Annotated in this window: 29 protein-coding genes and 1 tRNA gene; 25 read left to right on the top strand and 5 right to left on the bottom strand. The window is 40.5% G+C overall.

Annotation, left to right across the window (positions count from 1 at the left end; translation table 11 throughout):
• Positions 1-94: 94 nt before the first annotated feature.
• The 25 genes from LWL52_RS10840 to LWL52_RS10720 all read left to right on the top strand — a co-directional run bounded on the left by LWL52_RS10840 (position 95) and on the right by LWL52_RS10720 (position 17,098).
• Complete coding sequence (locus tag LWL52_RS10840) at positions 95-1,549, top strand: tyrosine-type recombinase/integrase (protein WP_242919710.1); 1,455 nt, start codon at positions 95-97, stop codon at positions 1,547-1,549.
• A gap of 174 nt (positions 1,550-1,723) precedes the next feature.
• Positions 1,724-2,287 (top strand): tetratricopeptide repeat protein, encoded by a 564-nt coding sequence (locus tag LWL52_RS10835; protein ID WP_242919708.1) that lies wholly within the window; start codon positions 1,724-1,726, stop codon positions 2,285-2,287.
• 84 nt (positions 2,288-2,371) lie between these two features.
• Positions 2,372-2,722 (top strand): cyclic-phosphate processing receiver domain-containing protein, encoded by a 351-nt coding sequence (locus LWL52_RS10830; protein WP_242919706.1) that lies wholly within the window; start codon positions 2,372-2,374, stop codon positions 2,720-2,722.
• Between the two features lie 116 nt (positions 2,723-2,838).
• Positions 2,839-3,141, top strand: coding sequence for a hypothetical protein (locus LWL52_RS10825; RefSeq protein ID WP_242919704.1), 303 nt, complete (start codon positions 2,839-2,841; stop codon positions 3,139-3,141).
• Positions 3,142-3,146: 5 nt separating this feature from the next.
• Positions 3,147-3,842 carry an LEM-3-like GIY-YIG domain-containing protein gene (locus LWL52_RS10820; RefSeq protein ID WP_242919702.1) on the top strand — a complete coding sequence of 232 codons (696 nt, stop codon included), beginning with the start codon at positions 3,147-3,149 and terminating at the stop codon, positions 3,840-3,842.
• 98 nt (positions 3,843-3,940) lie between these two features.
• The gene (locus LWL52_RS10815) at positions 3,941-4,426 is read left to right on the top strand and encodes a DUF4262 domain-containing protein (RefSeq protein WP_242919700.1); all 486 of its coding nucleotides are present in this window, start codon (positions 3,941-3,943) and stop codon (positions 4,424-4,426) included.
• Positions 4,427-4,498: 72 nt separating this feature from the next.
• Positions 4,499-5,224: a hypothetical protein gene (locus LWL52_RS10810; protein WP_242919697.1), complete on the top strand. Its 726-nt coding sequence runs from the start codon at positions 4,499-4,501 to the stop codon at positions 5,222-5,224.
• A 104-nt stretch (positions 5,225-5,328) separates the two neighbouring features.
• Positions 5,329-5,784 carry a hypothetical protein gene (locus LWL52_RS10805; protein ID WP_242919696.1) on the top strand — a complete coding sequence of 152 codons (456 nt, stop codon included), beginning with the start codon at positions 5,329-5,331 and terminating at the stop codon, positions 5,782-5,784.
• Positions 5,785-5,879: 95 nt separating this feature from the next.
• A complete protein-coding gene (locus LWL52_RS10800; protein WP_242919694.1) occupies positions 5,880-6,434 on the top strand; it encodes a hypothetical protein in 555 nt (184 codons plus the stop codon).
• A gap of 72 nt (positions 6,435-6,506) precedes the next feature.
• The gene (locus tag LWL52_RS10795) at positions 6,507-7,016 is read left to right on the top strand and encodes a hypothetical protein (protein ID WP_242919692.1); all 510 of its coding nucleotides are present in this window, start codon (positions 6,507-6,509) and stop codon (positions 7,014-7,016) included.
• Between the two features lie 91 nt (positions 7,017-7,107).
• Positions 7,108-7,644, top strand: a complete 537-nt coding sequence (locus tag LWL52_RS10790; RefSeq protein ID WP_242919689.1) for a hypothetical protein — start codon at positions 7,108-7,110, stop codon at positions 7,642-7,644.
• A 104-nt stretch (positions 7,645-7,748) separates the two neighbouring features.
• The gene (locus LWL52_RS10785; protein ID WP_242919687.1) at positions 7,749-8,309 is read left to right on the top strand and encodes a hypothetical protein; all 561 of its coding nucleotides are present in this window, start codon (positions 7,749-7,751) and stop codon (positions 8,307-8,309) included.
• Between the two features lie 125 nt (positions 8,310-8,434).
• Positions 8,435-8,995, top strand: coding sequence for a hypothetical protein (locus tag LWL52_RS10780; RefSeq protein WP_242919685.1), 561 nt, complete (start codon positions 8,435-8,437; stop codon positions 8,993-8,995).
• A 96-nt stretch (positions 8,996-9,091) separates the two neighbouring features.
• Entirely contained in the window at positions 9,092-9,673 is a 582-nt protein-coding gene (locus LWL52_RS10775; RefSeq protein ID WP_242919683.1) for a hypothetical protein, read from the top strand.
• A gap of 96 nt (positions 9,674-9,769) precedes the next feature.
• A complete protein-coding gene (locus LWL52_RS10770) occupies positions 9,770-9,991 on the top strand; it encodes a hypothetical protein (RefSeq protein WP_242919681.1) in 222 nt (73 codons plus the stop codon).
• Between the two features lie 363 nt (positions 9,992-10,354).
• Complete coding sequence (locus LWL52_RS10765; protein ID WP_242919680.1) at positions 10,355-10,900, top strand: hypothetical protein; 546 nt, start codon at positions 10,355-10,357, stop codon at positions 10,898-10,900.
• Between the two features lie 53 nt (positions 10,901-10,953).
• Positions 10,954-11,460: a hypothetical protein gene (locus LWL52_RS10760; protein WP_242919679.1), complete on the top strand. Its 507-nt coding sequence runs from the start codon at positions 10,954-10,956 to the stop codon at positions 11,458-11,460.
• Positions 11,461-11,643: 183 nt separating this feature from the next.
• Entirely contained in the window at positions 11,644-11,931 is a 288-nt protein-coding gene (locus LWL52_RS10755; RefSeq protein ID WP_242919678.1) for a hypothetical protein, read from the top strand.
• A gap of 96 nt (positions 11,932-12,027) precedes the next feature.
• Positions 12,028-12,480: a hypothetical protein gene (locus LWL52_RS10750; protein ID WP_242919676.1), complete on the top strand. Its 453-nt coding sequence runs from the start codon at positions 12,028-12,030 to the stop codon at positions 12,478-12,480.
• A gap of 92 nt (positions 12,481-12,572) precedes the next feature.
• Positions 12,573-13,031 (top strand): hypothetical protein, encoded by a 459-nt coding sequence (locus LWL52_RS10745; RefSeq protein WP_242919675.1) that lies wholly within the window; start codon positions 12,573-12,575, stop codon positions 13,029-13,031.
• 93 nt (positions 13,032-13,124) lie between these two features.
• Entirely contained in the window at positions 13,125-13,766 is a 642-nt protein-coding gene (locus tag LWL52_RS10740) for a hypothetical protein (RefSeq protein WP_242919674.1), read from the top strand.
• Between the two features lie 269 nt (positions 13,767-14,035).
• A complete protein-coding gene (locus tag LWL52_RS10735) occupies positions 14,036-14,353 on the top strand; it encodes a hypothetical protein (protein ID WP_242919673.1) in 318 nt (105 codons plus the stop codon).
• Between the two features lie 648 nt (positions 14,354-15,001).
• Complete coding sequence (locus LWL52_RS10730; RefSeq protein WP_242919672.1) at positions 15,002-15,901, top strand: carboxypeptidase-like regulatory domain-containing protein; 900 nt, start codon at positions 15,002-15,004, stop codon at positions 15,899-15,901.
• 69 nt (positions 15,902-15,970) lie between these two features.
• Positions 15,971-16,315 (top strand): hypothetical protein, encoded by a 345-nt coding sequence (locus LWL52_RS10725; RefSeq protein ID WP_242919670.1) that lies wholly within the window; start codon positions 15,971-15,973, stop codon positions 16,313-16,315.
• Positions 16,316-16,408: 93 nt separating this feature from the next.
• Positions 16,409-17,098, top strand: coding sequence for a hypothetical protein (locus LWL52_RS10720; protein WP_242919668.1), 690 nt, complete (start codon positions 16,409-16,411; stop codon positions 17,096-17,098).
• Positions 17,099-17,649: 551 nt separating this feature from the next.
• Here the strand turns inward: LWL52_RS10720 and LWL52_RS10715 are convergent.
• The 5 genes from LWL52_RS10715 to LWL52_RS10695 form a co-directional block, all read right to left on the bottom strand.
• Positions 17,650-19,173, bottom strand: a complete 1,524-nt coding sequence (locus tag LWL52_RS10715; protein ID WP_242919666.1) for a hypothetical protein — start codon at positions 19,171-19,173, stop codon at positions 17,650-17,652.
• 661 nt (positions 19,174-19,834) lie between these two features.
• Complete coding sequence (locus LWL52_RS10710) at positions 19,835-20,140, bottom strand: helix-turn-helix domain-containing protein (RefSeq protein ID WP_242919664.1); 306 nt, start codon at positions 20,138-20,140, stop codon at positions 19,835-19,837.
• Positions 20,141-20,257: 117 nt separating this feature from the next.
• Positions 20,258-21,205 carry a hypothetical protein gene (locus tag LWL52_RS10705; protein ID WP_242919662.1) on the bottom strand — a complete coding sequence of 316 codons (948 nt, stop codon included), beginning with the start codon at positions 21,203-21,205 and terminating at the stop codon, positions 20,258-20,260.
• 36 nt (positions 21,206-21,241) lie between these two features.
• On the bottom strand, positions 21,242-22,297 hold the full coding sequence (locus LWL52_RS10700) for a site-specific integrase (protein ID WP_242919660.1): 1,056 nt from the start codon (positions 22,295-22,297) through the stop codon (positions 21,242-21,244).
• A 188-nt stretch (positions 22,298-22,485) separates the two neighbouring features.
• A tRNA-Glu gene (locus LWL52_RS10695) sits at positions 22,486-22,557 on the bottom strand.
• Between the last annotated feature and the right edge of the window lie 111 nt (positions 22,558-22,668).

Here is a 22,668-nt window from a genome sequence, read left to right as displayed (position 1 = left end):
TTATTACCCGTTTATAAACGGATATACCCGCGTAATAACACGGCTATGGATCAAGAAGGTTTTACCTTTGCCTGCAGTAACTACCTCATTTGCTATGGCTTATCCTTCGCAATTACCTGTTCTGTTCTTAAATCCCCTGGAGCATGCTGGGAAGGCGTTTATCCGTATCTGGCATAAGCCCAACCCTTTTATCTCCAGGCGCCTGAAAGAAGCTGCCTGGGTCAGGTACAGCAATACCTACAAGTGCTTTGTCATGCACCACACGAGCCAAGCCATTGAAATGACCCACCAGCACTTTCAGGGGCTGGCCAAAGTGGATGCCCGCTATTTGTATAAGCCTAAGCGCCTGCGTCCAGCCCAGGGAGCGGTGATCCTGCAGCAGGACAAAATCGTGGCAGAACCCCTGGAGAAGGTGCCCGTTCGGCCAGTGGTGCGCCTGCAGCCCCTGGAGCATCAGGGAAAACAGTACGTGGAGCTAAGCTATCCCTACAACAAAGACATCTATGCTTGCCTGAAACAAAGCAAGGTGGCCCAGTGGCTGGCAGAGATGCAGTGCTTTGCCATTTCAACGGATAGCCTTGCTCTGCACACACTCCTGACCGAGCTGGAAGCTGTCGCGCAGCTGTGGCAGGCGCAAACCATACAGGTAAAGGACATGACCCTGCAGGCCAGGTTCTGGGAACAAAGCTACCTTAAAGGCGAAGGCTATATCCCGTGCCCGCTTGCCTACCTGGAAAAACTGTACCTGCTCAACTATAGTCTCAGCACTATCCGCACCTACCACGCGCTGCTCTTGCGGTTTCTCAACGCCCATAAGGGGAAAGGAATGGAGGCTATAAACGCCTTCTCGGAAGAAGAAATCAACCACTATCATAGAAGCATGGTGCAGGCAGGCACCTATTCTGTCTCGTTTATCAACCAGTCGATCAACGCGGTCAAGTTCTACTACCAGCGCATGCTCTTGCGCCACGAGGTGCAGTTAAACCAGGTAGAGCGGCCCGAGAAGCCCGAACGTTTGCCCCAGGTGCTCAGCAAGCAGGACGTGTTGAAGATCCTCTCGGTCACAGAGAACGTAAAGCACCGCTGTATGCTGCAATTGCTCTATGCAGGCGGGCTAAGGATTGGCGAAGTGATCAACCTCAAACTTACCGATGTGCAGTCAGAGCGTAATTTGCTGCTCATACGGGGCGGCAAGGGCAAGAAAGACCGCACCACCTTGCTTTCCCAAAAGCTGCTGGAAAGCCTCAGGGCGTATTACAAGCAGTACAAGCCCAAGGTGTGGCTCTTTGAAGGACAGGCAGGCGGCCAGTACACGGTCGAAAGCATCCGCAATGTGTTCCGAGCCAGCAAGGAGAAAGCGGGCGTGAAAGCGCCTGCTACGCCGCATACCCTCAGGCATTCGTTTGCCACGCATTTGCTGGAGCAGGGCACCGATCTAAGGTATATCCAGGTGCTGCTGGGGCACCGATCCAGCAAGACCACAGAGATCTACACCCACATCACTACCCATGCTTTGGATAAGATTGTCAGCCCGTTGGATAATCTCTAGCAATCACCTATATTAGCTTAAACATATACATTCATGTACATAGCAGTATTCTTTACCCGTTCCAGGCAGCAAACGAGCGCTAAAGCAGGATGCAGCAATTACGTACATAGTGCAGATAAGCGTATGTTGTCGTATATCCAGTAGTTAGCAGTAAATTGAAGTATAGAAATTAGAATGAAAAAGCTGATTCCATTTATAATAAGCGCTGCAATACTTGGAATAGCAATATACGTTTTATCAGACCCTTACTTTTTCACGTCAGCAAAAATGCTCTATCAATTAGGTGTAGCAAAATCTGATGAAGGAAATGATGCCATAGATGTACAGGGAAAGAGACAAGCGGCAGACTATTTTGAAAGAGCGATAGAAAAAGGTTATAGAGACAGAAATGTATATGTAAATCTGTATTGGGCCTATACCCATATTCATAGTGACTCTAAAATTGAAGAAATGCTAACTGATGCATTAGAAGCATACCCAAATGACGTAGAATTTTTATTCAGGCGAGCTGACAGTAGGTTAAGCCAGCATAAATACGAACTTGCAATCGAAGATTATAGCAAGGTAATCAGTACTGGGCCTGATTTTCAATATGTACATAACGCCTATTATGATAGAGGTGCCGCTAAGTTTATACTTGGGAAAAGAGATGAAGCAGAAAAAGATAGAGAAATGGCTCAGCAGTTGGCTCCGCATCAGTTAAGGACATATGAAGACTATTCTAATCTGTACAAATAAAATCTACTGCTAACCCAGTATAAAAGTCAAGTTCAGCTTCGCCTCACTCGCCTTTTATACAAACCGTTGGGTGTAACTTTAAGAATGAAAAAGCTATTTCTTGATGATATAAGAACTGTTGAAATGGTTTATAATAAGGCCATTGCAAATGAATTTGTAGTTGTCAGAACATACTATGACTTTGTAAAATATATTCAATCCAATGGTCTTCCTGAATTTATCAGTTTTGACAACGATTTAGGATTAGAAAAGAATGGAGATTTAGCACCTGATGGATACGCCGCTGCTAAGTGGTTGGTTTATGAATCGGGTCTTGATTTGACTGAACTAAAATTTAATGTTCATTCGGCAAATCCGGTAGCGGCACAGCAAATCAAGGGACTATTGACAAACTATATTAATTATATCAAAGAGAATAAAAATAGTGGCGCATAATAAAGCTCATAATTTATATCCAGCCAAGGTTTACTTACATCATTAAAAAAATCTGTTTGGTGTAACTTCTACCCAATCTTGAGTATAATACCAGCCTCACCAAAATCATCTATAAAATGAACATTGTAAAAGTTAACAACGGAAAAGTTGAACTCCGCAAGCCTAGCGGGTCGATTATTAGGTATATTGGAACTGGAAATGCGGTAAACGCTGAAATTAATTCTGACGGTTCATTGATTCTTGTAACAACTGACAAAGGAAAAGTGGAGTTAAGGAAGGAAGCGGGAAGTCTTATCCGCTACATTGGAACCAACAGCGCTATAAAAGCTAAGTTTAGTGGAAGTGATATTCTTGTTGAGACTAAAGTTGGGAAGACAGAATTACGTAAAGAAAGTGGCTCGTTAATCCGTTACATCTAGTTAATATGACAAGAGAATTTACTCAAGCAGTTTGCGAACGAATAGGGTATTATGTTTACATTTTAAAAGACCCAATTTCGCAGCAAGTAATCTATGTCGGTAAGGGTAAGAACAATCGGCTCTTTAATCATGTGCAATGTGCATTAGAAACTGAACTCATTTCAGATAAGCTTGACGAGATCAGAAAAATTGGAGTAGATAAAGTAGAGCATTACATATTAAGACACGGCTTAAACGAAGAGCAGGCATTAGAAATTGAGAGCGCTTGCATTGACCTATTGGGGCTGGAGAACTTAAAGAACGAAGTTAATGGTCACAATTCGTGGGAGCGTGGCCTAAAATCGATAGCTGAAGTTATACAACATTATGACGCACAGGTCATAAATATAGAAGAACCCTCTATTATCATTAACATAAATCGGCTTTACGAGCGGTTCATGGCTGATGAAAAACTTTATAAAGCAACGCGTTCTTCATGGATAGTCGGACCTAAACGTAATTTGGCTAAATATGCTTTTGCAGCTTATCGTGGACTTGTTAGGGAAGTATATCGCATACATGACTGGCACCATGTCAATGGCAGACGTTGGGAATTTACTGGAAGTATAGCCGAACCAGAAATTAGAGATAAGTATATAAATCAATCTCTATCGGGATATATGAAAAAAGGGAGCCAAAACCCCATAAAATATACTTTCTGACCAGATAAAAAAGCTAAACACCCAACCACGTGTATACTTCATGCTTCGGCTAAAGCCTCGCACGCCGTCTACACCAGTCTGGTTAGCCAGCATATGTAATGATAAAAAAGAAAAAAGAGAAGAAGGGGTATGAAAAACAGCTTGCAGATATTAAGGAGCATGGGCTGCATGTTATTCATGTTTTAGAAGATGAAAAAGGTCCTAACTTTTCTTATTCAGTAGGACTGTTTCACAATTATCAGCATCCAGAAATCATAATGATTGGTCTAAAAAGAGAATTAGCCCATATCCTTATCAACAATATCGCCTTTGACATCAAAGAAGGCAAAACGTACGAGGGTGGGCAGTTTTACTCTGATATATTAGATGATTTTGATTGCCTAATGTTGGACGTAGAATCGAAATACTATGATGAATATTTTGGTCAGGCAAGCAGATTTTATGAAAGCAATGACTTTCCTGTGCTGCAGTGTGTTTATCCTACTGTAAGTGGGATATACCCATGGGAAGATAATTGGCCAGAAAACCTAAAAGACCTCCAACCATTGTTAGGCAAAATCAATAGTAGCACTATCAAGAAATAATACATTGGCTAACCACACCCATAAGCCAGCTTCGCCGCCTTATGGCCAAGTACGTTGTGTGTAACCCAAATAATGAAAAGAGTCTTTGATTTTAGTATAGTTGATTGGATTAGCAAAGGTGTAGACCAGGAAGGCTTTGGAAAGGTGAGTAATTTACTGCCTTCTTGCTTTAACAGCTACATTAAAATACTGATGCCTATTTGTATTGATAAGAAGATGCCAATTAAAGAATATTCTTACAATGCCAAATCAGTTGAAGACCTTAATAAAAGGGTAGAGTTTTGGAATAAGTATGGAATAATCAATGGTCATCCAGCCAAAGACAGACTGGAAAGAACATCCTATAAAGAACTATCTAAAGAACTAAACATTCCTTATAATAAACACATAGACACCCAAAGTATTTGGAACATTGATAAGCAATGGCCACCCAATTTAGGAAGCTTGCTTGAAGAAGATATTGAAACTCTCAATGAAATCATCAGCATTATTGGTGCAGCAACTCCAACCTTCTTCTTTGGTGACGTGCTGGATGGCAAAGGTTTTCAAGAAAATGATGACGTTGTAGATTGGCTTTTCTTCGGTGAGTTGTCAGAACTTACAACAGTTTACGTTGAGCAGAATCAAGACTTTCCAAGCTACTTCTTTGCAGAGAACAAAGCATGGTGCTTCTGTCACCCTGAAGACCAAGGCTTTCTACTACTTGGCTGTGGCGAAGAAGTAGCAAAAAAGGTTCTTAAATCTGAATCTATTGAGTGTTTTGAGTTTGACTGTCAGGAACAAATAATAAGAGAATAAGAAAAAGGGCTCCACACAACAAGGTTTATACCCTATGCTTCGGCTGATAGCCTCGCACAAGGTATACACGAGACGTTGGCAGTAACCAGTAAGTATGGAAAGAAATGAAAAGAGAAAAGATTAGCGGGGGCTTTGCTGCGGTAGGACATGCTTTGGTGCTACTTTTCTTTGTTCCTCTCTGCTTGTTCTTACTTTACATTATCATCACTAAAAACTTCAGCTTCGAAGGAGTAATATTTCTGTTGGCTATCTTAATTCCAAGCGTACTTGTGGTGAGACATGCCTATACGTATGCCGACTTATACCTAGAAGGCAATACTATCATAGTAAAGAAGCTGTTTAGTGTTAAGGCTAAGCCAATAGCTGAATATAAGACAGTAGAGCAAGCAATAATGCCCTTGAAATACTGCATCAAGTTTCAGGACGGAAGTAAAGCATGTTTTGCCTTAAACACATCAAGTATATTCAGGCATATAACAAGCACAGACCCTGACAGGGTTGTAAAAGAACTAAGGCTCAAATTTCAAGAACTAAAGCAGGAATACGCAATTAATGAATAAGAGAATGGCAGCTGCCAACAAGGTATATAAGCCTCACTTCGGCTACGCCTCGTTCGCCTTCTATACTAACCGTTGGCAGGCATAATTAATAAAAAATGAAGTGGTTAATTTTGATTTTGGTAATACTGACTGGGTGTTCCTCTGGACGAGAAGCAGTAATGCCATTTAAGAATTATTTGATTACAGGTGACAGACTATATCCAATTAAATTAAATGGAAGTGAATTTACTTTCAGGATTTGGATTAATAATAGCACCTCAGTTGATAGGGTAATCACGATTTCAGAAGATTCAGTAGATGGATTTCAAGGTACTTTCATAGAGTATGGAAATTTATACAGAGGCAACAAGTCGAAAAACTATTATTCAAAAACAAATATTACTCCCAAAAGTGGTTTCAAAGAGTTTAAGAATAAGCTGGATAAACTTCAGTTATTTGAAATAAAAACGCCAGAAAAAGAATTAGAGATAACATTACACCAGGGATTCTCAACTTACGTGGTAGAAATTAAAAACGGGAGCGATTATAACAGCTTTAAATTTGATACCTATTTTCCAAGCAACCAAGAGAGCGATGAAAAATTTGACAGAATTGAATCATTAATTTTTAGTGAATTCAAACTCAAGAATTACTTTAAAATGAAAAATTAAAGTCTGCCAACAAAAGCTAAAAACCACTAAAGCGTTTTTTAGCCCAACCGTTATGTACAACTATAATCATAAATGAAAAAGATAATATGCCTGTTTCTAAGTATCTTCCTTATAAGCTGCCAAGAAACAGTAACCGAGCAGACATCTGAATCAAAAGTAAAAACTGAAGAAGGCTCTTCTAACTCTACATTAAGTAAAAATGCTTCTGTTGGTAGCGATACAGTTCTTGTAAGAGGAAGAAGCGTTGTTTTCTTCTCCATAAATCAAGAAGAGTATGATAGAATCCTAAAAGAAGAAGGTGAGGACTCTGGAATTAATGAAATTCTCGATGATTTCAACTATTATGCTTCAGAAGTAGCAGACTCGCTTAATAAGGCAGGATTTAGAACTTTACTTACAACCAACAAAACCTTTATCATTGAGAAGAACAACGGACAAAGAAACTACGTCACTAGAAACAATAAGAAAGGTGAAGTCGGTGTGTTACTGTTCGATGGACTTGATGAACCGAAGGTTGATTATGGAGTAGGAACGGATATAGACTACTTTGTAATGGTGCAAGAATACTTTAAGAAAAAATAGCAGTACATAACCCAGCGCAGCCGTAACCCTTGCTTCGCTTCGGGCTTCAGCTGCACAAGACGTTATGTAGCACTTCAGTCATAGAAGCCAAATGAAAGCAGCCTATCTTTTTCTCATTGTTATCGCTATTTGTGGCTGCAAAACGGCCGAAAGAAGTGGGGTAGTCGAACAGGAAAGGACTTATGCTAATCAGGGCGAATATGAGAATCACCTCGCTGAAGAATATTTCAATCAGGACTACGAGACTAAGAAATACCAGAAGTTCGCTGGAAAAATTCTCACAGACTCCCTAAGCGAATACAACATCGTCTACTTTGATAGTTTAAGAGTTATCTTGGAAATTGAAGATGTAGTACACCGAAGGGTTTTTACAGAGGGAATTCTAAGCCCAAATCATCTTTACTATAGCCAGTCAATGCAGATATGTTGCTTTGAAGAACTGACTCATTTAAATAAGAATGGCACCCACAGACGGTTTAAGTTTTGGGTGTTTGAAGAAGGTGTGGCTAACCCGCTGGAATATCTGATTGAACTTACTAATGGTAAAGCAACAAGGGAAACCAGTTTATCAGAGTTTGTGAGCAAAGCAGAAGTGACTCATATATCAGAACCCAGAGTAATTATATAAAGAAAAGCACTACATAACCCTGTACAGGCTTAAGCATCGGCTTACGCCTTGCCTTCGCCTGTACCAACCGTTAGGTGGCATTAATAAAAATAAAGAAGATTAAATTGAAGAAACTTTACCGACCAGTTGGGCTTAAAGAGCTTGAGCTAATTCTCAACAGCGACTCAAAGAGATTTCCTCCCCGTTTGAGTTGGCAACCGATATTCTACCCAGTACTGAACTTCGATTACGCCGCGCAGATTTGCTACCAATGGAACGTAGTGGACGACAATTCAGGTTTCAGCGGATTTGTTACAGAATTCTCCCTAGATGAATCTTATCTGGAAAAGTTTGAGGAGCAGGTGGTCGGCGGAGACATGCACAGGGAACTGTGGGTGCCGTCCGAAGAACTGGAAGAATTTAACGACAGGATAATTGGCGGAATACAGATTACAGCCGCTTTCTATGGAGAGAAATACGTCGGCAACATCGAAAGCTCTGGCCGATTCAAAACTATGCCTGCGACGCAGCAGCTACTTGCAGTTAAGACCGATTGGGAGAAAGGTAATCTGGATTCCTTGGTAAAGGAAGAATCTGTAGCAGTTCAGGCCAACTTTAGTTACTGGAAATCACTTCCACAAAGTGGCCAGCTAGAAAGCTTGTTCAAGGCAATAGAGAAAGAATGAAGCGGGTTGTATTCAGAGAGAAAGCTAATAAAAGAAAAAAATAACGCCACCTAACATTGTATAAACGCCAGCATCGGCCGACGGCCTCCGCCGCCGTTTATACGAGACCGTTGTGCCAAATTAATATGACAATAAAAGAGATTTTACAGCAGCACCGAGACTATTACTTAGAACGTTTTGAAAATGCTTTGAGAGCAAGTCAGGATGGAGTATCGGAGATTCTTTTGCTATTGAATAATGAAGAACCCAATGAATTATTTAAATACTATAGGTTAGATTACCTCAAAAAGGACGAAAACGGTGAAAATAGAATTGTAGAATTCAATACAGATGGCTATCTAGACCATGAACCGCTTGAGTTTGAGGTTGGAAACTCAAGAATTGAGATAAACCCATTTGTGTGGAATAATTGTGAGATATTCATTGACAACGACCTCAACGACTGGAATGAATTCCATGAATGGATAAAAAAATGGATTGCCATAGATGATGAATACGCCCAAGACGAGAATGGCTTTTCTGGATTGATTCACAATGTTACTAGGCCAATTGAAGAAAACAGCAGGATAACTACGGCCATTGACTTAGGAACTGCCCCTGTTGAAGCTTTGACGGAGTTGTTGGAAGTATTCTTAAATGATGGAGCAGTAAATGAAATAAAAATAGCCTCCTCTATAGGCGTTTAAAAAATAACTTGGCACAACAACGTGTAAACCTCACCTCGGCCGACGGCCTTCGGCGTCGTTTACACAAGTACGTTGGCAGTAATTTCTAATTAAAAGATGAATCAAACCCAAAGTATAGAAAAGGATACAAAGTTGCTTTTGCTTATACTAAGCATTTCTTATGCTCTATACATTGTGGTAGCATATGACTTCATCCCTATCTATGAAATATTTGTAGACCTTGCCTTATTCGCGACATTAATTGGAAGCATAGTATACATATTCAAAGTTGTCATAGCTTTAGCAAAAACAAAGCAACTCCCCAAAAAGTCAACTACTTTAGTTACTTGTGCAATAGCATTCTGCTACTTACTAACTTTTGGAAGTAGAAATGGAATGTTTGAAGGTGGAAAAGTTCTGGACGCCGCTTTCTTGGATGACAGAAGCAGAATGGATTTAGCCCTATATAAAAATGGGACATATATTATATTCTCTAACTGGATGTTTGGAGAGGAAAGATTTGAAGGGAAGTACAGTATGGAAGGAGACACAATAAAATTTTTAACTACTCCTGTAATTGATAATGACTTTATCGCTCAAGAGGCAATTATTGATAGGAAAGAAAAAAAGATTTATTTCCGCAAGAACATTGACGGAAGCTACATGGAGGACTTTTACTACTTTCAAATTGATTTCTAAAATAACTTCTGCCAACCACATGTATACTTTATGCTCGGCTACGCCTTGCACATCGTCTACACAAGTCCGTTAGGGTAAAATTAAATCAAAGAAGAAATGGAGTTTTTACTTTTCGATATTTTACAATCTGGAATTGGAAGGCTATACCTGCTATTGAGATACAGGAAAAAAGAACTCATTGCTAAAGTACTGGAAGAAAAATATGAAGGAAGCTATAGTAACGCAGGGAAGCTTTTGTCACTAAAATTCTTCGCCATACTCTTTGGACTTTTGCTTTTTGGCTTTTTGACTTCTGTTATCATTGGCTCGTTTAAATAATTAGTTAAAAAAGTCAGCAAGTGAATGCATTTAGAATTGATGTCCGGTAAGTACAGAATTATAAGAGATTTTTCCGCAATACGTGCAAAATGAATTGACGTAAAGACCGTGCAGAATTAAAAGAATTTCTCCTTTAAACGTGCAAGATTTAACTATGCACCACCGACCAAAGTATCTTTTGTTTACTATGCAGTTTCAGAAAGTAAGGACAAGTAGTAACTTCAGCATCAGAAGCTTTAAGCAAAGGAAGAAAAAGTGGTAGCTTGTGTGAAGAAAATCAAACCCTAACAAGGTATAAAAATCATACTTCGGCCGACGGCCTCGCACGTTTTTTATACTAACCGTTGTAGGGTATAGAAATTTATGAAAGTAGAGACTTTTCATATTGCTTCATGGGAAGAACCAGAAACAGGTCTGGTCATTGACGAAAATGACGAATGGGTTCTGGTGAAGTATATACCTGTGGATTATCAAATAGATGGCTATAAAATCTATAAAAAAGCCTTCATCGAAGAAAGAAGTCGTTCCTCGAAGGAAGCAGCAATAGAGAATGTCCTACGACTAAAAGGTGTTAAGGTAGAATATCCAGAAGGTTTCAGCTTCGGTTCCACTATTAACCTGTTTGGCTCAACTGTTCACCTGCTGAAATGGTCAGAGCAAAAGTATGGTCTGTTCGAGTTTCAGGACAACAGCGAAACAGAGGCCTTCTATGGTAAAATATCACAAGTAACTGATAGTCTTTTAAAAATCGACATGATTAAAGCAGATGGTTCTGTGGAAGTAAAGTATGATTATGAATTTGAGATAAATGTAATCAGAGCTATTGCTTTTGAATCAGATTACTTCCTTTCTATGAAGTTGCTATGGCAAGACAAAATGAAGAACAACACCCTACAACCACACCCATAAGCCAGCTACGCCGCCTTATTGCCAAGTCCGTTGGGGTAAATTAAAAATATAAAATGATAAAATCTTTATTTGCAATCTTGGCATTCACTATTGCTTTTACAACAGCGGGCTACTCCCAAGATGGTTTTGATGAATGGAATAGAAACTACAAAGAAGTAAACCTCATCAAGATACTTCAATTTGAACGGAAATACGCTGATAGTATAGAAATGAAGTCAGGGGCAAGTGCATATTATACTCGGACAGACAAATACCGTTTCAATGCAACTTTCTTAGGTGAGAAAAGAAAAATCGATCCTCAGGTTTTGCGTTCAATGAAAAACGTTTTTAAGCTTTTTTCCGGAAGTTCAACTCAATTAGACGGACTCATCGATAACGAATATTTATTCCAGATTGGGGAAACCCAGTTTTGGGCACCAATCCAGAAACAATTAGAAAAGTCCTTCAATAAAGAAATAAAAAAGGGCAAAGAGACACACTTATTCTGTTTATTTTTAAATGAACATTCAAGTAACGGCCTATTTAATACGCTCCTTATCTCTGAATTTAAAAAAGAATAACTCACCCCAACATTGTGTAAACAGCATACTTCGGCCGACGGCCTCGCACGATGTTTACACGAGTCCGTTGGGCGTCAATTGTAATTATGAAGAAAATATTCTTTTTTTTTGCCTCTTTTCTTATTCTTAACCTCATGCTTTGAGAGTGACCCAGAGCATTATGAACATGATAAAGCCTTTGTCATGCGTTCAGAGTCAATTTCACCTAACCAAGGGTTCAGAATTGTAGAATACCAGTTCGATCAAGGAGCACATGGCTACTCAAGAATGTTTTGGGCTATTGCACCTGCTAACAAAGAAAATATTAACTTAAAGGAATATATACTACCAGACGGCTACAAAACTTTAGGCTGGACAAGTGACAATAAGGCTATAATTGAAAAGTGGGAACCTTATTATTATAAAGACAGAGATGTAACTCTTAAAACGGGAGACAAATTCAATGGCGTTACACTTGTGCTAAGTAAATAAGGAAAAAATCGTAGCCCAACACAGTTTATACCTTATGCTTCGGCAACGCCTTACACAAGGTATACACGAGCACGTTATGCTTAATGTAAATTAAGAATGAAGAAAGCTGCTATACTTGCTCAATCTTACCTGGTGCTTTCATTTCTATTGGTGTCATGCGGCTCAAAAAGCAAAGTAGAGATAGATAAGGATACTGCTTCTCAACAGCAGCCTTTATCAGGTGTTTATGCAGACCCACTGCAAACCCCTTGTTATCAACTTACAGATGACAAACCTATTAAGCCTCTGCACTTAGGCTTAGGCTTTCATGGAAAAGTGATTCTTAAAGCAGAGTATGACACAGCAAGCTTAGAGTTCACCAGATATGAAGTAGTAATGACAAAACTTCTTCATGATGGCTCTGGAAAACAGTATATTCCTGATGAAAAGAAAATAGCACAACTAAAGCCAATACTTATAAAGCATGTTGATTATATTAAGTTGAAAAGTATTAATAATGCCGATTGTATTGCGCCTGTTAGCTTTAACTTTCCTATCAATATTGATTAAAATGACTTAGCATAACAAAGTATAGCAGTACGGCTTGCTGACGCTTCGCCATTCTGCTACACGAGTAACGTTGGTGGGCATATAAAAGAATAATGTTAACTAAAATCAGGTATTTATTAGTAGGGATCTTAGGTTTGTTTGTGCATGCTTGCCTAGTATTGGCTGTTCAAGAATATGCTGGGTTTTCAAACAACAGTTATTTCTTAATAATTATTTTAGTTGCTATTGTTCCAATTTACTGGACCTCAAGAACGGTATATCGAAGGTCAATAAGATGGGGACCCAGAATCAAGGAACAACTAGCCATGGGAGGTCTTAAATTATTAAATGAAAGACCATTAAAATTAAAAGAGGCATTAGAATACCTAGATTGGACACCTCGAGTGACAGTTATGGTTAATAATATTCCCATTGATTCTGTAGGCAAGACCTTCGCTCATAGAATCATAGAAGTTCTAAATGACAACCAGCAAAGGAAAACATTATGTGTTGAAATAATGAAATCTGATTATTCAGGAAAAATTGTTTTCAAAACAATTAAGGAGTTATAACAAAAAGAAAAATACGCCCATCAACAAAACCTATGAGCAATACTTCGCTAGCACTTCGTACTGCTCATAGCCAAAACGTTACCATTAATTTGAATGAAAAGAAATTGGGAAGATATAGTATGGATATTTGAACCTGATGGTTCTTTGAGAGACATCTATGTTCAAGATGTTTCCATTTCAGATTGGGAGAAATTAATTGACTTCCTGAATGAAAACTATCCGTTGAAGTATGGAATAGCAGGAGAAGAAAGAAGTGCAAGCCAAATAGATAAGCAAGACGCACTCAGTTACCTAACTGATGAAACAGGCGAAATGTATTGCAGGAGTACTACTATTGACCTTGGTGGAATACATGTTAATTGTCATTTCTTCTTATCGGAACAAATAGAGTTTGACATTGACCCAAAAGAGATAACTTCTGTTGAAGACTTTGAGAAGGTAGAGAAATTTATGCAGTCAATCAGTTGGGCTTTAGAACAGCAAGTAACCTTGACCGATGAAAACACTCCTGAATTTCCATTGATAAAGGTTGATGTGGTGAAAAGTATAGATAAAGTGTTGACTCGAAAAGAAGCACAAAACTTACGGGGAAATGGAAATACTCTTTTAAACCAAATAGCAGACTTAAAATCAAAATTAGAAATGAAGCTATTTCCGCAGGATTTTGAAGAGAGAATCTTAAAGAGTGCAAGTGAACCATATAAATCAACAAAGCGAAATAAAAACATATGGTAACCACACCTTCACGATAGCTGTGCCACCGCAAAGCCAAGTCCGTTAGCAGTAATAAGTAATAATAGATGATAATTAAATCTAGATACTCTAAAAAAGTCCTTTTTCTGTACTTTCTTTTATTGATACCCATTACAGTCCTTTACTTTATTAGCTATGTTATCATTGACACGAATAAAGAAAACTTCTTTCAGTATGAATTGGTAGTTTTCTTCCTACTCTATACTTGGTTTCCGACTGGGTTTCTATACATAATACTTCAGCAACATAAAGTGGTCAGTATAACCAATGATAAGATTGTTGTCAGCCGGTTTTTCGGACTTATAGAGCAACGTTATCCATTCAAAGAAGTAAGAAGAGCGGATTACCTGTTCGGAAGCCATGGAATCTTATTGCAGTTTAGTGGAGGTAAGCAGATAACGCTTGGAGCAAAGGAATTTGAGAATTATTATGAGCTAACAAAAGCAATTGCTTCTGTGGTTGAGGCAGACCAGAATATTAAAGTTAAATACTTTCCAAAATGGCTCAAAATCTTAACAAGTATTGGAGGTTTTCTCCTGTTACTCTTCTTGATTAACCAGTCTTTTTAAATTAGAGCTGCTAACAATGTACAAAAGCCAAGCTTCAGCTACGCCTTGCTCACCTCATGTACTAAACGTTAGGCAGTATTTGAATTAAAAAAAGAAAATTTGAGAACACTTATAAAATCGACAAGAGCTTCTTTTATAGACAGGTTTGTGTGGAATTGGGTCTTCATTCATTATTGTGGCCAGGTTGTCGGTCAGTGGCAAAGGAAGTATGCTCATAAAGGCTTAATCAACGTTCTCATTTCTCAAATTTCTGTATCAACATCAGCAATACCGATTTTTATATTCTTGCTTCTTGAAGGAAATTCTCCTGTGTGGGGTACTCTTTGGGTAGTGGTATATATCCTAACGTTTTACGTGCTATTGAAGAAGCCTTTATCTAAACTTGTTAACCTAAATGAGTTAGAAAGGACTTACAAGCAGATTTCGAGAAAGCAAAGGATTCTGAATTTCATCTTGTCAATACTGATGTTCTTGACCTCTTTCGCTGTTTTAATAGCCTCCATAAAATTTGTGGGAGCTATTCTATAAGTTAAAGTAGAAACTAACTGAAGAATAACAATGCATAACCCTGCACATAAACCAAGCTTCAGTTAAACCTTGCTCGTTTTATGTACTAAACGTTGGGCAGCATTAAATAAAGGTAAAATCTTGACAAAGCGACTGATTTTCATACTTAGCCTGCTTCTAAGCTCCCTTACTGCTTGGAGTCAAGTGACTATAACAGGGGTAGTCGTTGCCAAAGTTGATGAATCACCTATCCCAGGTGTTAGTATAATTGAGAAAGGCACAAGTAACGGAACTACGACTGACATTGACGGCACGTTTTCGATTAACGTAACAGACCCTAACTCTACTCTTGTTTTCTCCTTCATTGGCATGAAAACAAAAGAGTACACATTGAAGGGACAAAGGCATATAGTTGTTGAAACCAAGTGGGATTGCAACAAAGACTTCTTTGACGCGAATAAGATAAAGGCGTATGCCAGTAGTGGGTTAATCAACACCCCGTTAGGCGGACAAATTGAAGTAGCAACACCTTATCTATTTTTTGGTGGTGTAATCAAAGGTTCTTATAGTTACCAGACCAACTTAACTCAAAACGAACTTCAGAACGGGCACATTGAGTTAAGCCATTTCATTTCTACCTGTGACTTTGACATGGATTTTAAATGGAACTATCGCCAGGTCAACTTCAATAAAGAATTTAACTCCAACGCCTACTCTTTTGAGACAGACTATAACTTTAGGGACCTCAAGCTGATTGCAGGATATACCCACTTGAATTTTGATAATATTGAAGTAGTTGGCACAAAAACTTCACCAGGGGTTTTGATTGGCTTTGGGACCACTTTAGGCCAGCCTCTTTACCCTACAGTCGTTGGAAAGGTATCGTTGTATAAGGACAATATAGAATATCAGGCTTCTGTTCAAGGTGGTTATAAAGGCATTCTTTTTTTCACGAAGTTCTACAAGCTCAATTCTTTTAATGAAGTAAGCTTAGGTATAGGTACAGCAATAGGTTATCATATAAAAAGGCTGGAAAAATAAACGAAGCACAACAAAACCTATAAGGTAGCTGCGCCACCTCATAGCTAAACACGTTAGGCTTAATGTGAAATGATAAAAAGCAAGCTTCAACAAATTAACCAATTCGGTAAACAGTGCAAGACTGAGATTGACGTTATACTAACAAATAAGGGGTATGAAGTGACCCAGGAGGAGCATCATCCAGAATCTTTTGAGTCAAGGTATTGGGTTTGGATCAACTACAAGACCAAACACTGCTACCGCTTTGTTTGGGACGGTAAGAATGAATGGTTTAGTTTAGAAGAATCTCATTTCATAAATAATCCTGAAAAGGTAGGATGGGCAGATGTTATAGTTGTTGATTTTGAAGGACAAGTAAGCAATTCAGATAATTGGGAGGAAATAATCAAGGATATAACCGTTGAGATTAAATGAAATAACACTTAGCACAACCATGTATATACTTCTTACTTCGGCTAAAGCCTCGCAAGCCGCTTATATCAATCCGTTGGGCAATAACATAAAAATATGAGATACTCTATTGGTTTGATTTTGATTGTTATTACTGCCGGGTTGGTCTCCTGCAGCCTGGACAGTGATGGCGAACTGACCACCTCAAAGGGCATCCTGACAAACCAAATCACGGGGAAAGGGGTGGTTGGCGTCCCGATCGAGGTGTGCGAGTGTTCCAGCGGACTCTCTAAAAGCTCTATGTGCGACTCCCTGACATCGACCCTGACGACCAATGGTGGCCAATATGAAGTGGGTTTCAAGACGAGGAAGGGCAAGTACTACAAAGTGGGCGTCGGCAGGACCGAAGAGTACACCTCCTTTCACAGGGGCTATGAGGGAGTCGGATTGAAGGAGGGCAAGGCCAATATCGTCAATCTGACAACTATTCCCTACCAAGTGTTGAAGATTGAGATTGAGACATCCAAGCGTAACAAGAACTACCTCCAGATAGATTTTAGCACCGCTGACTCAGAGGGAAACTGGCTAGGGGGGGACGTCCTGTGGGACACCGTGCGCCAGCATCAGGCAGTCAGCACAACACGGTACGTGCAGGTGCTGCCAGAGCGGAACTACAAAATAACCAAAGTTCTCTGCAACAGAACAGGACTACGAGCTGGGGATTACAAATACAGTGATTGCGAGGTAGAGCACCTTCCCAGCTTCTACTTCCCTTACCAAGATACCTTGAGCGTAAGAATAGAGTAAGCATCGCCCAGCAAGGCACAGGCTCCATATTCGGCTTTGCCTCATTCACAGCCTGTACTAATCCGTTAAAGGAGAGAGCGGCAGCTTTAAGGATTATAGCTCGGTAGGTGATACATCTTGTGAAGCCATTGTTGATCTCTCATAGCGGGGCGGGCGAGCCTGTACAAGCTCCTGTACAAGCTCTTATGCGCTCTACAGCCTTAAGGTAAGCTCGGAAGGGACTCTGAAAGTTTGGGCTAAATATTTAAAACTGTACATGCTTGGATGTGGAATGACTACGCTTTAATTGCTTAGTAGTAATAACTAGCAGAGGTATCGCACATTTTGCGGAAAGCAGATCAGGGAGCAAATCTTTAAGGAATGTACCCCTCTTGTTTGAAACAGTTCAGCATGAACCTGCTGGTTTGACTGGATCTTCTTTTGACACTAACCTCAAAGCAGGAGTTGTATTTTGAAAGGAACTGAATTAACAGGAGAACCCCTGCATAGTAGGCAACCGCCTCTTGCCCGTATTATGAATCTGTAAGACGTTACCAGCGATACGGTCCCTTTCATGCGCTTATCAATTCATCTTCCATATAATTGAATGGCTCTGGCTTGACGGTCGGAATATGGCCCAGCCGCCTGCGGCATGCCTCCTCGATCATCAGCTTTACCTGCTGAGCTCGGCTGGCAGTAGTCACGATGCCGTCGTGTATGGTGGCCACAAAGAAGCTGTCATTCACGTTTTGCGCGGTCCTGGCGCATACATCATGGAGGATAATCTCACTCTCCAGTCGCATGAGCCGGACAGGTAGTTCATTTGTACCGCCATTGCCTTTGCTCTCGTTCAAAATGCGGTATACGTTAGGAAAGCTGGAAATAAATATGGATCCTGGCTTATTCCCTTCCGATTCTGCTATCCATTTAGAGCAATAGAAGATACTGCCGAATACCTGCTGCTTAAAGACATCACGCTGCTCAGCTGCTACGCCACACTTATCCATGATATACCTGTAGAAGTTTCTGCTCCCTGTCAGCTGGATGTATTTCTGTACGTCTTCCGGCACGATCTCTCCCCATATCTCCCTGGCACGTTTCATCAGCATAATAGAGAACATGAACGGCTGGCATTCTCCTATATCCACTACCACCATCCTCTCGTGGCTTTCCAGGTACAGGTGCTTTCGGAATGTACGTGGGAGATTCGTCAGATTGGTAAAAAGGCGCCCCGTTTTCCTGTCTACCTTAAACTCCCATGGTTCCTGGCCTGTACTGGACCGGTAGAATTTACTCAGCCTTCCCAGCCTCATAAAGTTTGAAAAAGAGACCACATAAGAGGGGAGATAGGGGGTACAGGAGGAAGAGGAAGGAGGTGTTATATCAGAGAAGAGCAGATGAGGAAGAACTGGTGTATCTGGAGTATGAAGTTGACCGGGTGTAGCTTCTGCAGGCCGCATCCTACCGATACGATAGATGGTGTTTTCTGCAGAAGGGACTATATTCCCCTCTTGCTTCAGCACCTGCTCAAAGGCCGCTGGCAGGTTGATTCTAAGCTTATGGAGCTGCTGGTGAAGAAACGTTAAAGTATGATCAGTGGAGTTCTGAAGCTGCTGTCTGAGCTGCTGCTCTTCCCGTTGCTGTTGTAGTTTCTTCCACATGGGCCTGTTCTGCAGCTGAATCCACCTGATGTCGCTGTTGCGGTACCCCTCGGTAAACCGGTATCCCTTGCAGCTGCCGGATATGGTGGCCGTGGTGACCGAATAAGTATCATTGCGTTCTATAACACGCCATGCGATCAGATCTTTAATAATTGCAGTTGCTTTGTTGCGTGTCAGCATCTTGCGCAGTATACGGCTGTCTAGTGGCACATACTTGCTGCAGGCCCGGCGGTCCTCAACCGCAGACTTCAGCTTTAGATTGCTTAAGTAGCCTTGCAGGATGGTATGGCAGATATAGGCATAGGAATGAAGTAACTTGCTCTTGTTCTTTTCCTGCAGCATTGTCTCAAGAGCCAGCTTAGAGGGAATGTGCAGCAGGATATAAGGTTTAGCTTTCCTGTCGGAAGGACAGTTGTTGGTACTGGTAATAAACATAGTTGTAGAATGTAATCAGCATTCAACTTTGGAGCCGAATCTTTTCACTTTAAAATTTTGATGAATAAGGATATACCTTAGGCTGATCTTTTAGCCTTAATATTGTAGTCGAAATCCTGTTATGGTATGGACGTTTGGTTGTGGGATGTACGTTAAGTTATGGGATGTACGTGCTGAAAAAAGAGGCCTTAAAGCGTAATAGAAGCATCTTTTTCAGGGACGTCTATACCAAACAACCACTTTTGCATGAACGTCTATACCATAACTGCTTTTTACTTGAAGTACTGTCGTTGTTGTAACTGAATCAACCACACCTGTGCATGCATTAGTCCTATACTACAGGACAGAAACTTCCTGAATACTATCCTTATATCCTGTATTGTTTGCTGCTGTATATCCCTATAGCTGCTGAGCATACAATAAGGAGAACAGCCCTTTTTAAGCTGTGAATGGCCTGTGAAGGTTTATTTGCAACTCTTCGTTTATCTTGTGTTATATTGGCCTCCGGTAGAGAGTTGGGTGCAGCATAGTGTATGGTTAATTGTAAATACTTGTAGACACTATTGCACTCCTTCCGCTTACGGAGGCCGGATGGGGCTATTGCTTTTGAGCCTTAGGCACTCTTTCCCCATAGTAATTTTCACTGAGGTACAGGGCATGGTTATGCGCTTTTCCTGTTCAGTGTCACATAGGTGGCAGCATTAGCCTCTATCGATTCTGCTGTCCTTACGGGGTTGCGCAACAGCCAGGCCTCCAGTTCCTCGCGGTCAAAGTATATCCGCTTCTTTTCAGGTTTATAATGCGGTATAAGCCCGTTGGAGGTGAGCTTGTACAGGAAAGACTCTGAAAGGCCGCTATAAGCAGCAGCTTCCTGCAGCGTAAAAACCTTCTTCTGGCTCAGGTTAATTTTGGTGATGAGTGCCTCCAGTTTAATAAGGCACTCTGCCAGTTTGATTTGTACATTCATGATCAACTTCACGTTTTTGTTCTGACGCAAAGTTGAGGAAGAATACCAAGCGAAGTGCTTTACCAATTAATGGTAAATGAGGCAGGTAAAGGTAAAGTAATCAGGTTAAGGAAAGTATTATAAATTTTCTGAAATCTTATTAATCAGATCCTTAAGCGGCGCAGTGAGGGAATCTAACCCAACATCGTTACTGGTAGTTTTTAAGCTATTATAGCTAAAAATATTACCTGTTTTTCGAATAAACAGGCTCTGAACTAGCGTCAAGGGGAATTCTTTGAAAATTTCTATGAATATTTTACTTCGTAGAAATTTGATTAAAATAATCAATTCCCTGACTCCTCCTGTCCATGTTACTGGTCCTGCATATTCTCCCATGCCTAATACACCAGCAAAGACTTCAAAACTGCACTTCACCTGTTTCCCCTCCATGGTGTGGTACAATGTACGTAATTGGGCTTCAGTACCTAACCAATGAAGCGTTTCCTGCACTTCATTATGCTGCTCTATGTATTTAACATGGATAGGTACTCCATCAATGAACTGTCGTTCTATTTCATCTGTTTCTTCTTTTTCTTTACGACTATATGCTAGTAAATCCACAATAGTAACACTAGGCCGAAAAGAAAGTGGAAGATCAAGTTTACCCTCAATCCGGTAAGGGAGGGTGTCTCGGTAGGGAATGGTGTCTTCAAAACTGGTTGTTACTGTCCAGAGTATCTTTGGCCTGAGTCTCCGTATCAATGGCTCATAACGATGTATCATGTACCACTCCAGGAAATCCTCAAACTGAGGATCTAACTGATACTTTTCTCTCAATCTGGGTAAGTGTTTTATTCGTAATTTTTTAAACTCGAGCATTGTATCCACATAAAGTTCATCAATGAGTTCGTAGATAAACCTTCTCGGATCATAACCAAGTTGTTGCTGCAATACCTTCAATGGATCAAAGAATTTTTCATTCTCACTTTCTCTGTTTCCGAGACTTGGCAGATGTAAGGATTCCCGCTTATTTAGATCATATGGACCTCTGTAATAGGAAACAAAGTGTGCTTTGCTGATTTCCATATCCTGATAGTTGATTTCAGGTAATGATAATTATAATTAAAATGTCAGTTCAGGCAGACTGTTCACAGCCTGCTCCGTTAGTGCCTTCACCACACGCACGTACTTCTGTGTCTCGACTAGTGATGAATGTCCCATAAGAGATGATACGGTATTGACGTCGTTTTTGTATATGATCAGGTTGGTGGCAAATGAATGGCGCGCTACGTGGAAGGTGATATGCTTCTGCACGCCTGCTCTCTTGGCCCAGCTTTTCAGTGATTTCGAAATACCAGTATGGGAGGGCAGGGTAAAGATTTTCTCCTCTATGTCTGCTGGCTGTGCTAAGAGTCGCTTTGCTGATTTATTCAGCAGCATGATCACGGGTTTGCCTGTCTTGGCCTGGGTTACTTTCAGGATGCTTTCGTTGATGTTGGCCCAACTGAGCTCTTTGATGTCACAGTAGCGCAGGCCGGTGTTGCAGGCGAAAAGAAAGGCACGCTTTACCTCGGCATTGCCGCACGTGACAGTTGCCAGCTTCTGGATCTCCTCTACTGACAGGATATCTTTTTTCACGCTTATACCTCTTCTGTTGAGCACATCTGCCGCAGGATTGGTTGTCAGTACTTTCTCGCGTACAGCCTGGCGGAGCATCTTCTTGAACTTGGAAAAATAATTGACCGGAGTCTCTCCATTGAGTTTCTGGCAGAGGTACTCCTTAAAGTCAATGCAGAGCTGTTCGGTAACATCAGCAGGCTTGATATAGTCTTTACCTATAAATGTCTTAAAGTACTGCAGGGAGGCAGAAGCCAGGCGTTTGTCCTTCTTAGGGTAGTTGGCCACGAACTGCTCGTAGTAGGAGAGGAAGTTAATGCTCTTCTGTAGAACTGCCTCAAAGCCATGCTCGGAGCTGTTGATCTGTAGCTCCCGCTTCGAGCGGATGCTCTCTGCCAACATGGTGGTGTCTTTGTTATGTTGCTTTTCAGTTTCGTCTTTAGGACGCTTGTGGGTCTTGAGTTTGAGGAATTCATACTTTCTTTCCCCATTAATATAGTAGTCCAGGTAATAACTATACTTGCCGCTGGCAAGAGATTTCTTTCTTAAAGTTACACTCATATCCGTCTTTATTTCTGCTTAAAACATTCCTTTAGTGGAAGCAAAGTACAAAGAAACGGGTAACAAGAGAGTAACAGAAACAACGCAAACAAGGGCAAAGAAGAGAAAGAGAAAAGTCGAAAATGGGCTAAAACAAGAAAGGAAGGCCGTTTTAGCCTTCCTTTTGTTTCCCTTGTTTGCGGGTTTTGTAGTCCGTAGGGGAATCGAACCCCTGTTGCCAGAATGAAAATCTGAAGTCCTAACCCCTAGACGAACGGACCGTGCTACTGTTGTATTGTGGTGCAAATATACGGCGCTTTTAGAAGTTGCAAAATAAATGGGCGTAATTTTTTTAATCGGTTACTAACCCGCTCAGTATCAATACAGAAAAA

Source organism: Pontibacter liquoris, from assembly GCF_022758235.1.
GTDB classification, from domain to species: domain Bacteria; phylum Bacteroidota; class Bacteroidia; order Cytophagales; family Hymenobacteraceae; genus Pontibacter; species Pontibacter liquoris.
The sequence above is the reverse complement of the archived record's forward strand: the minus strand, read 5'-3'. Positions and strand labels throughout refer to the sequence as shown.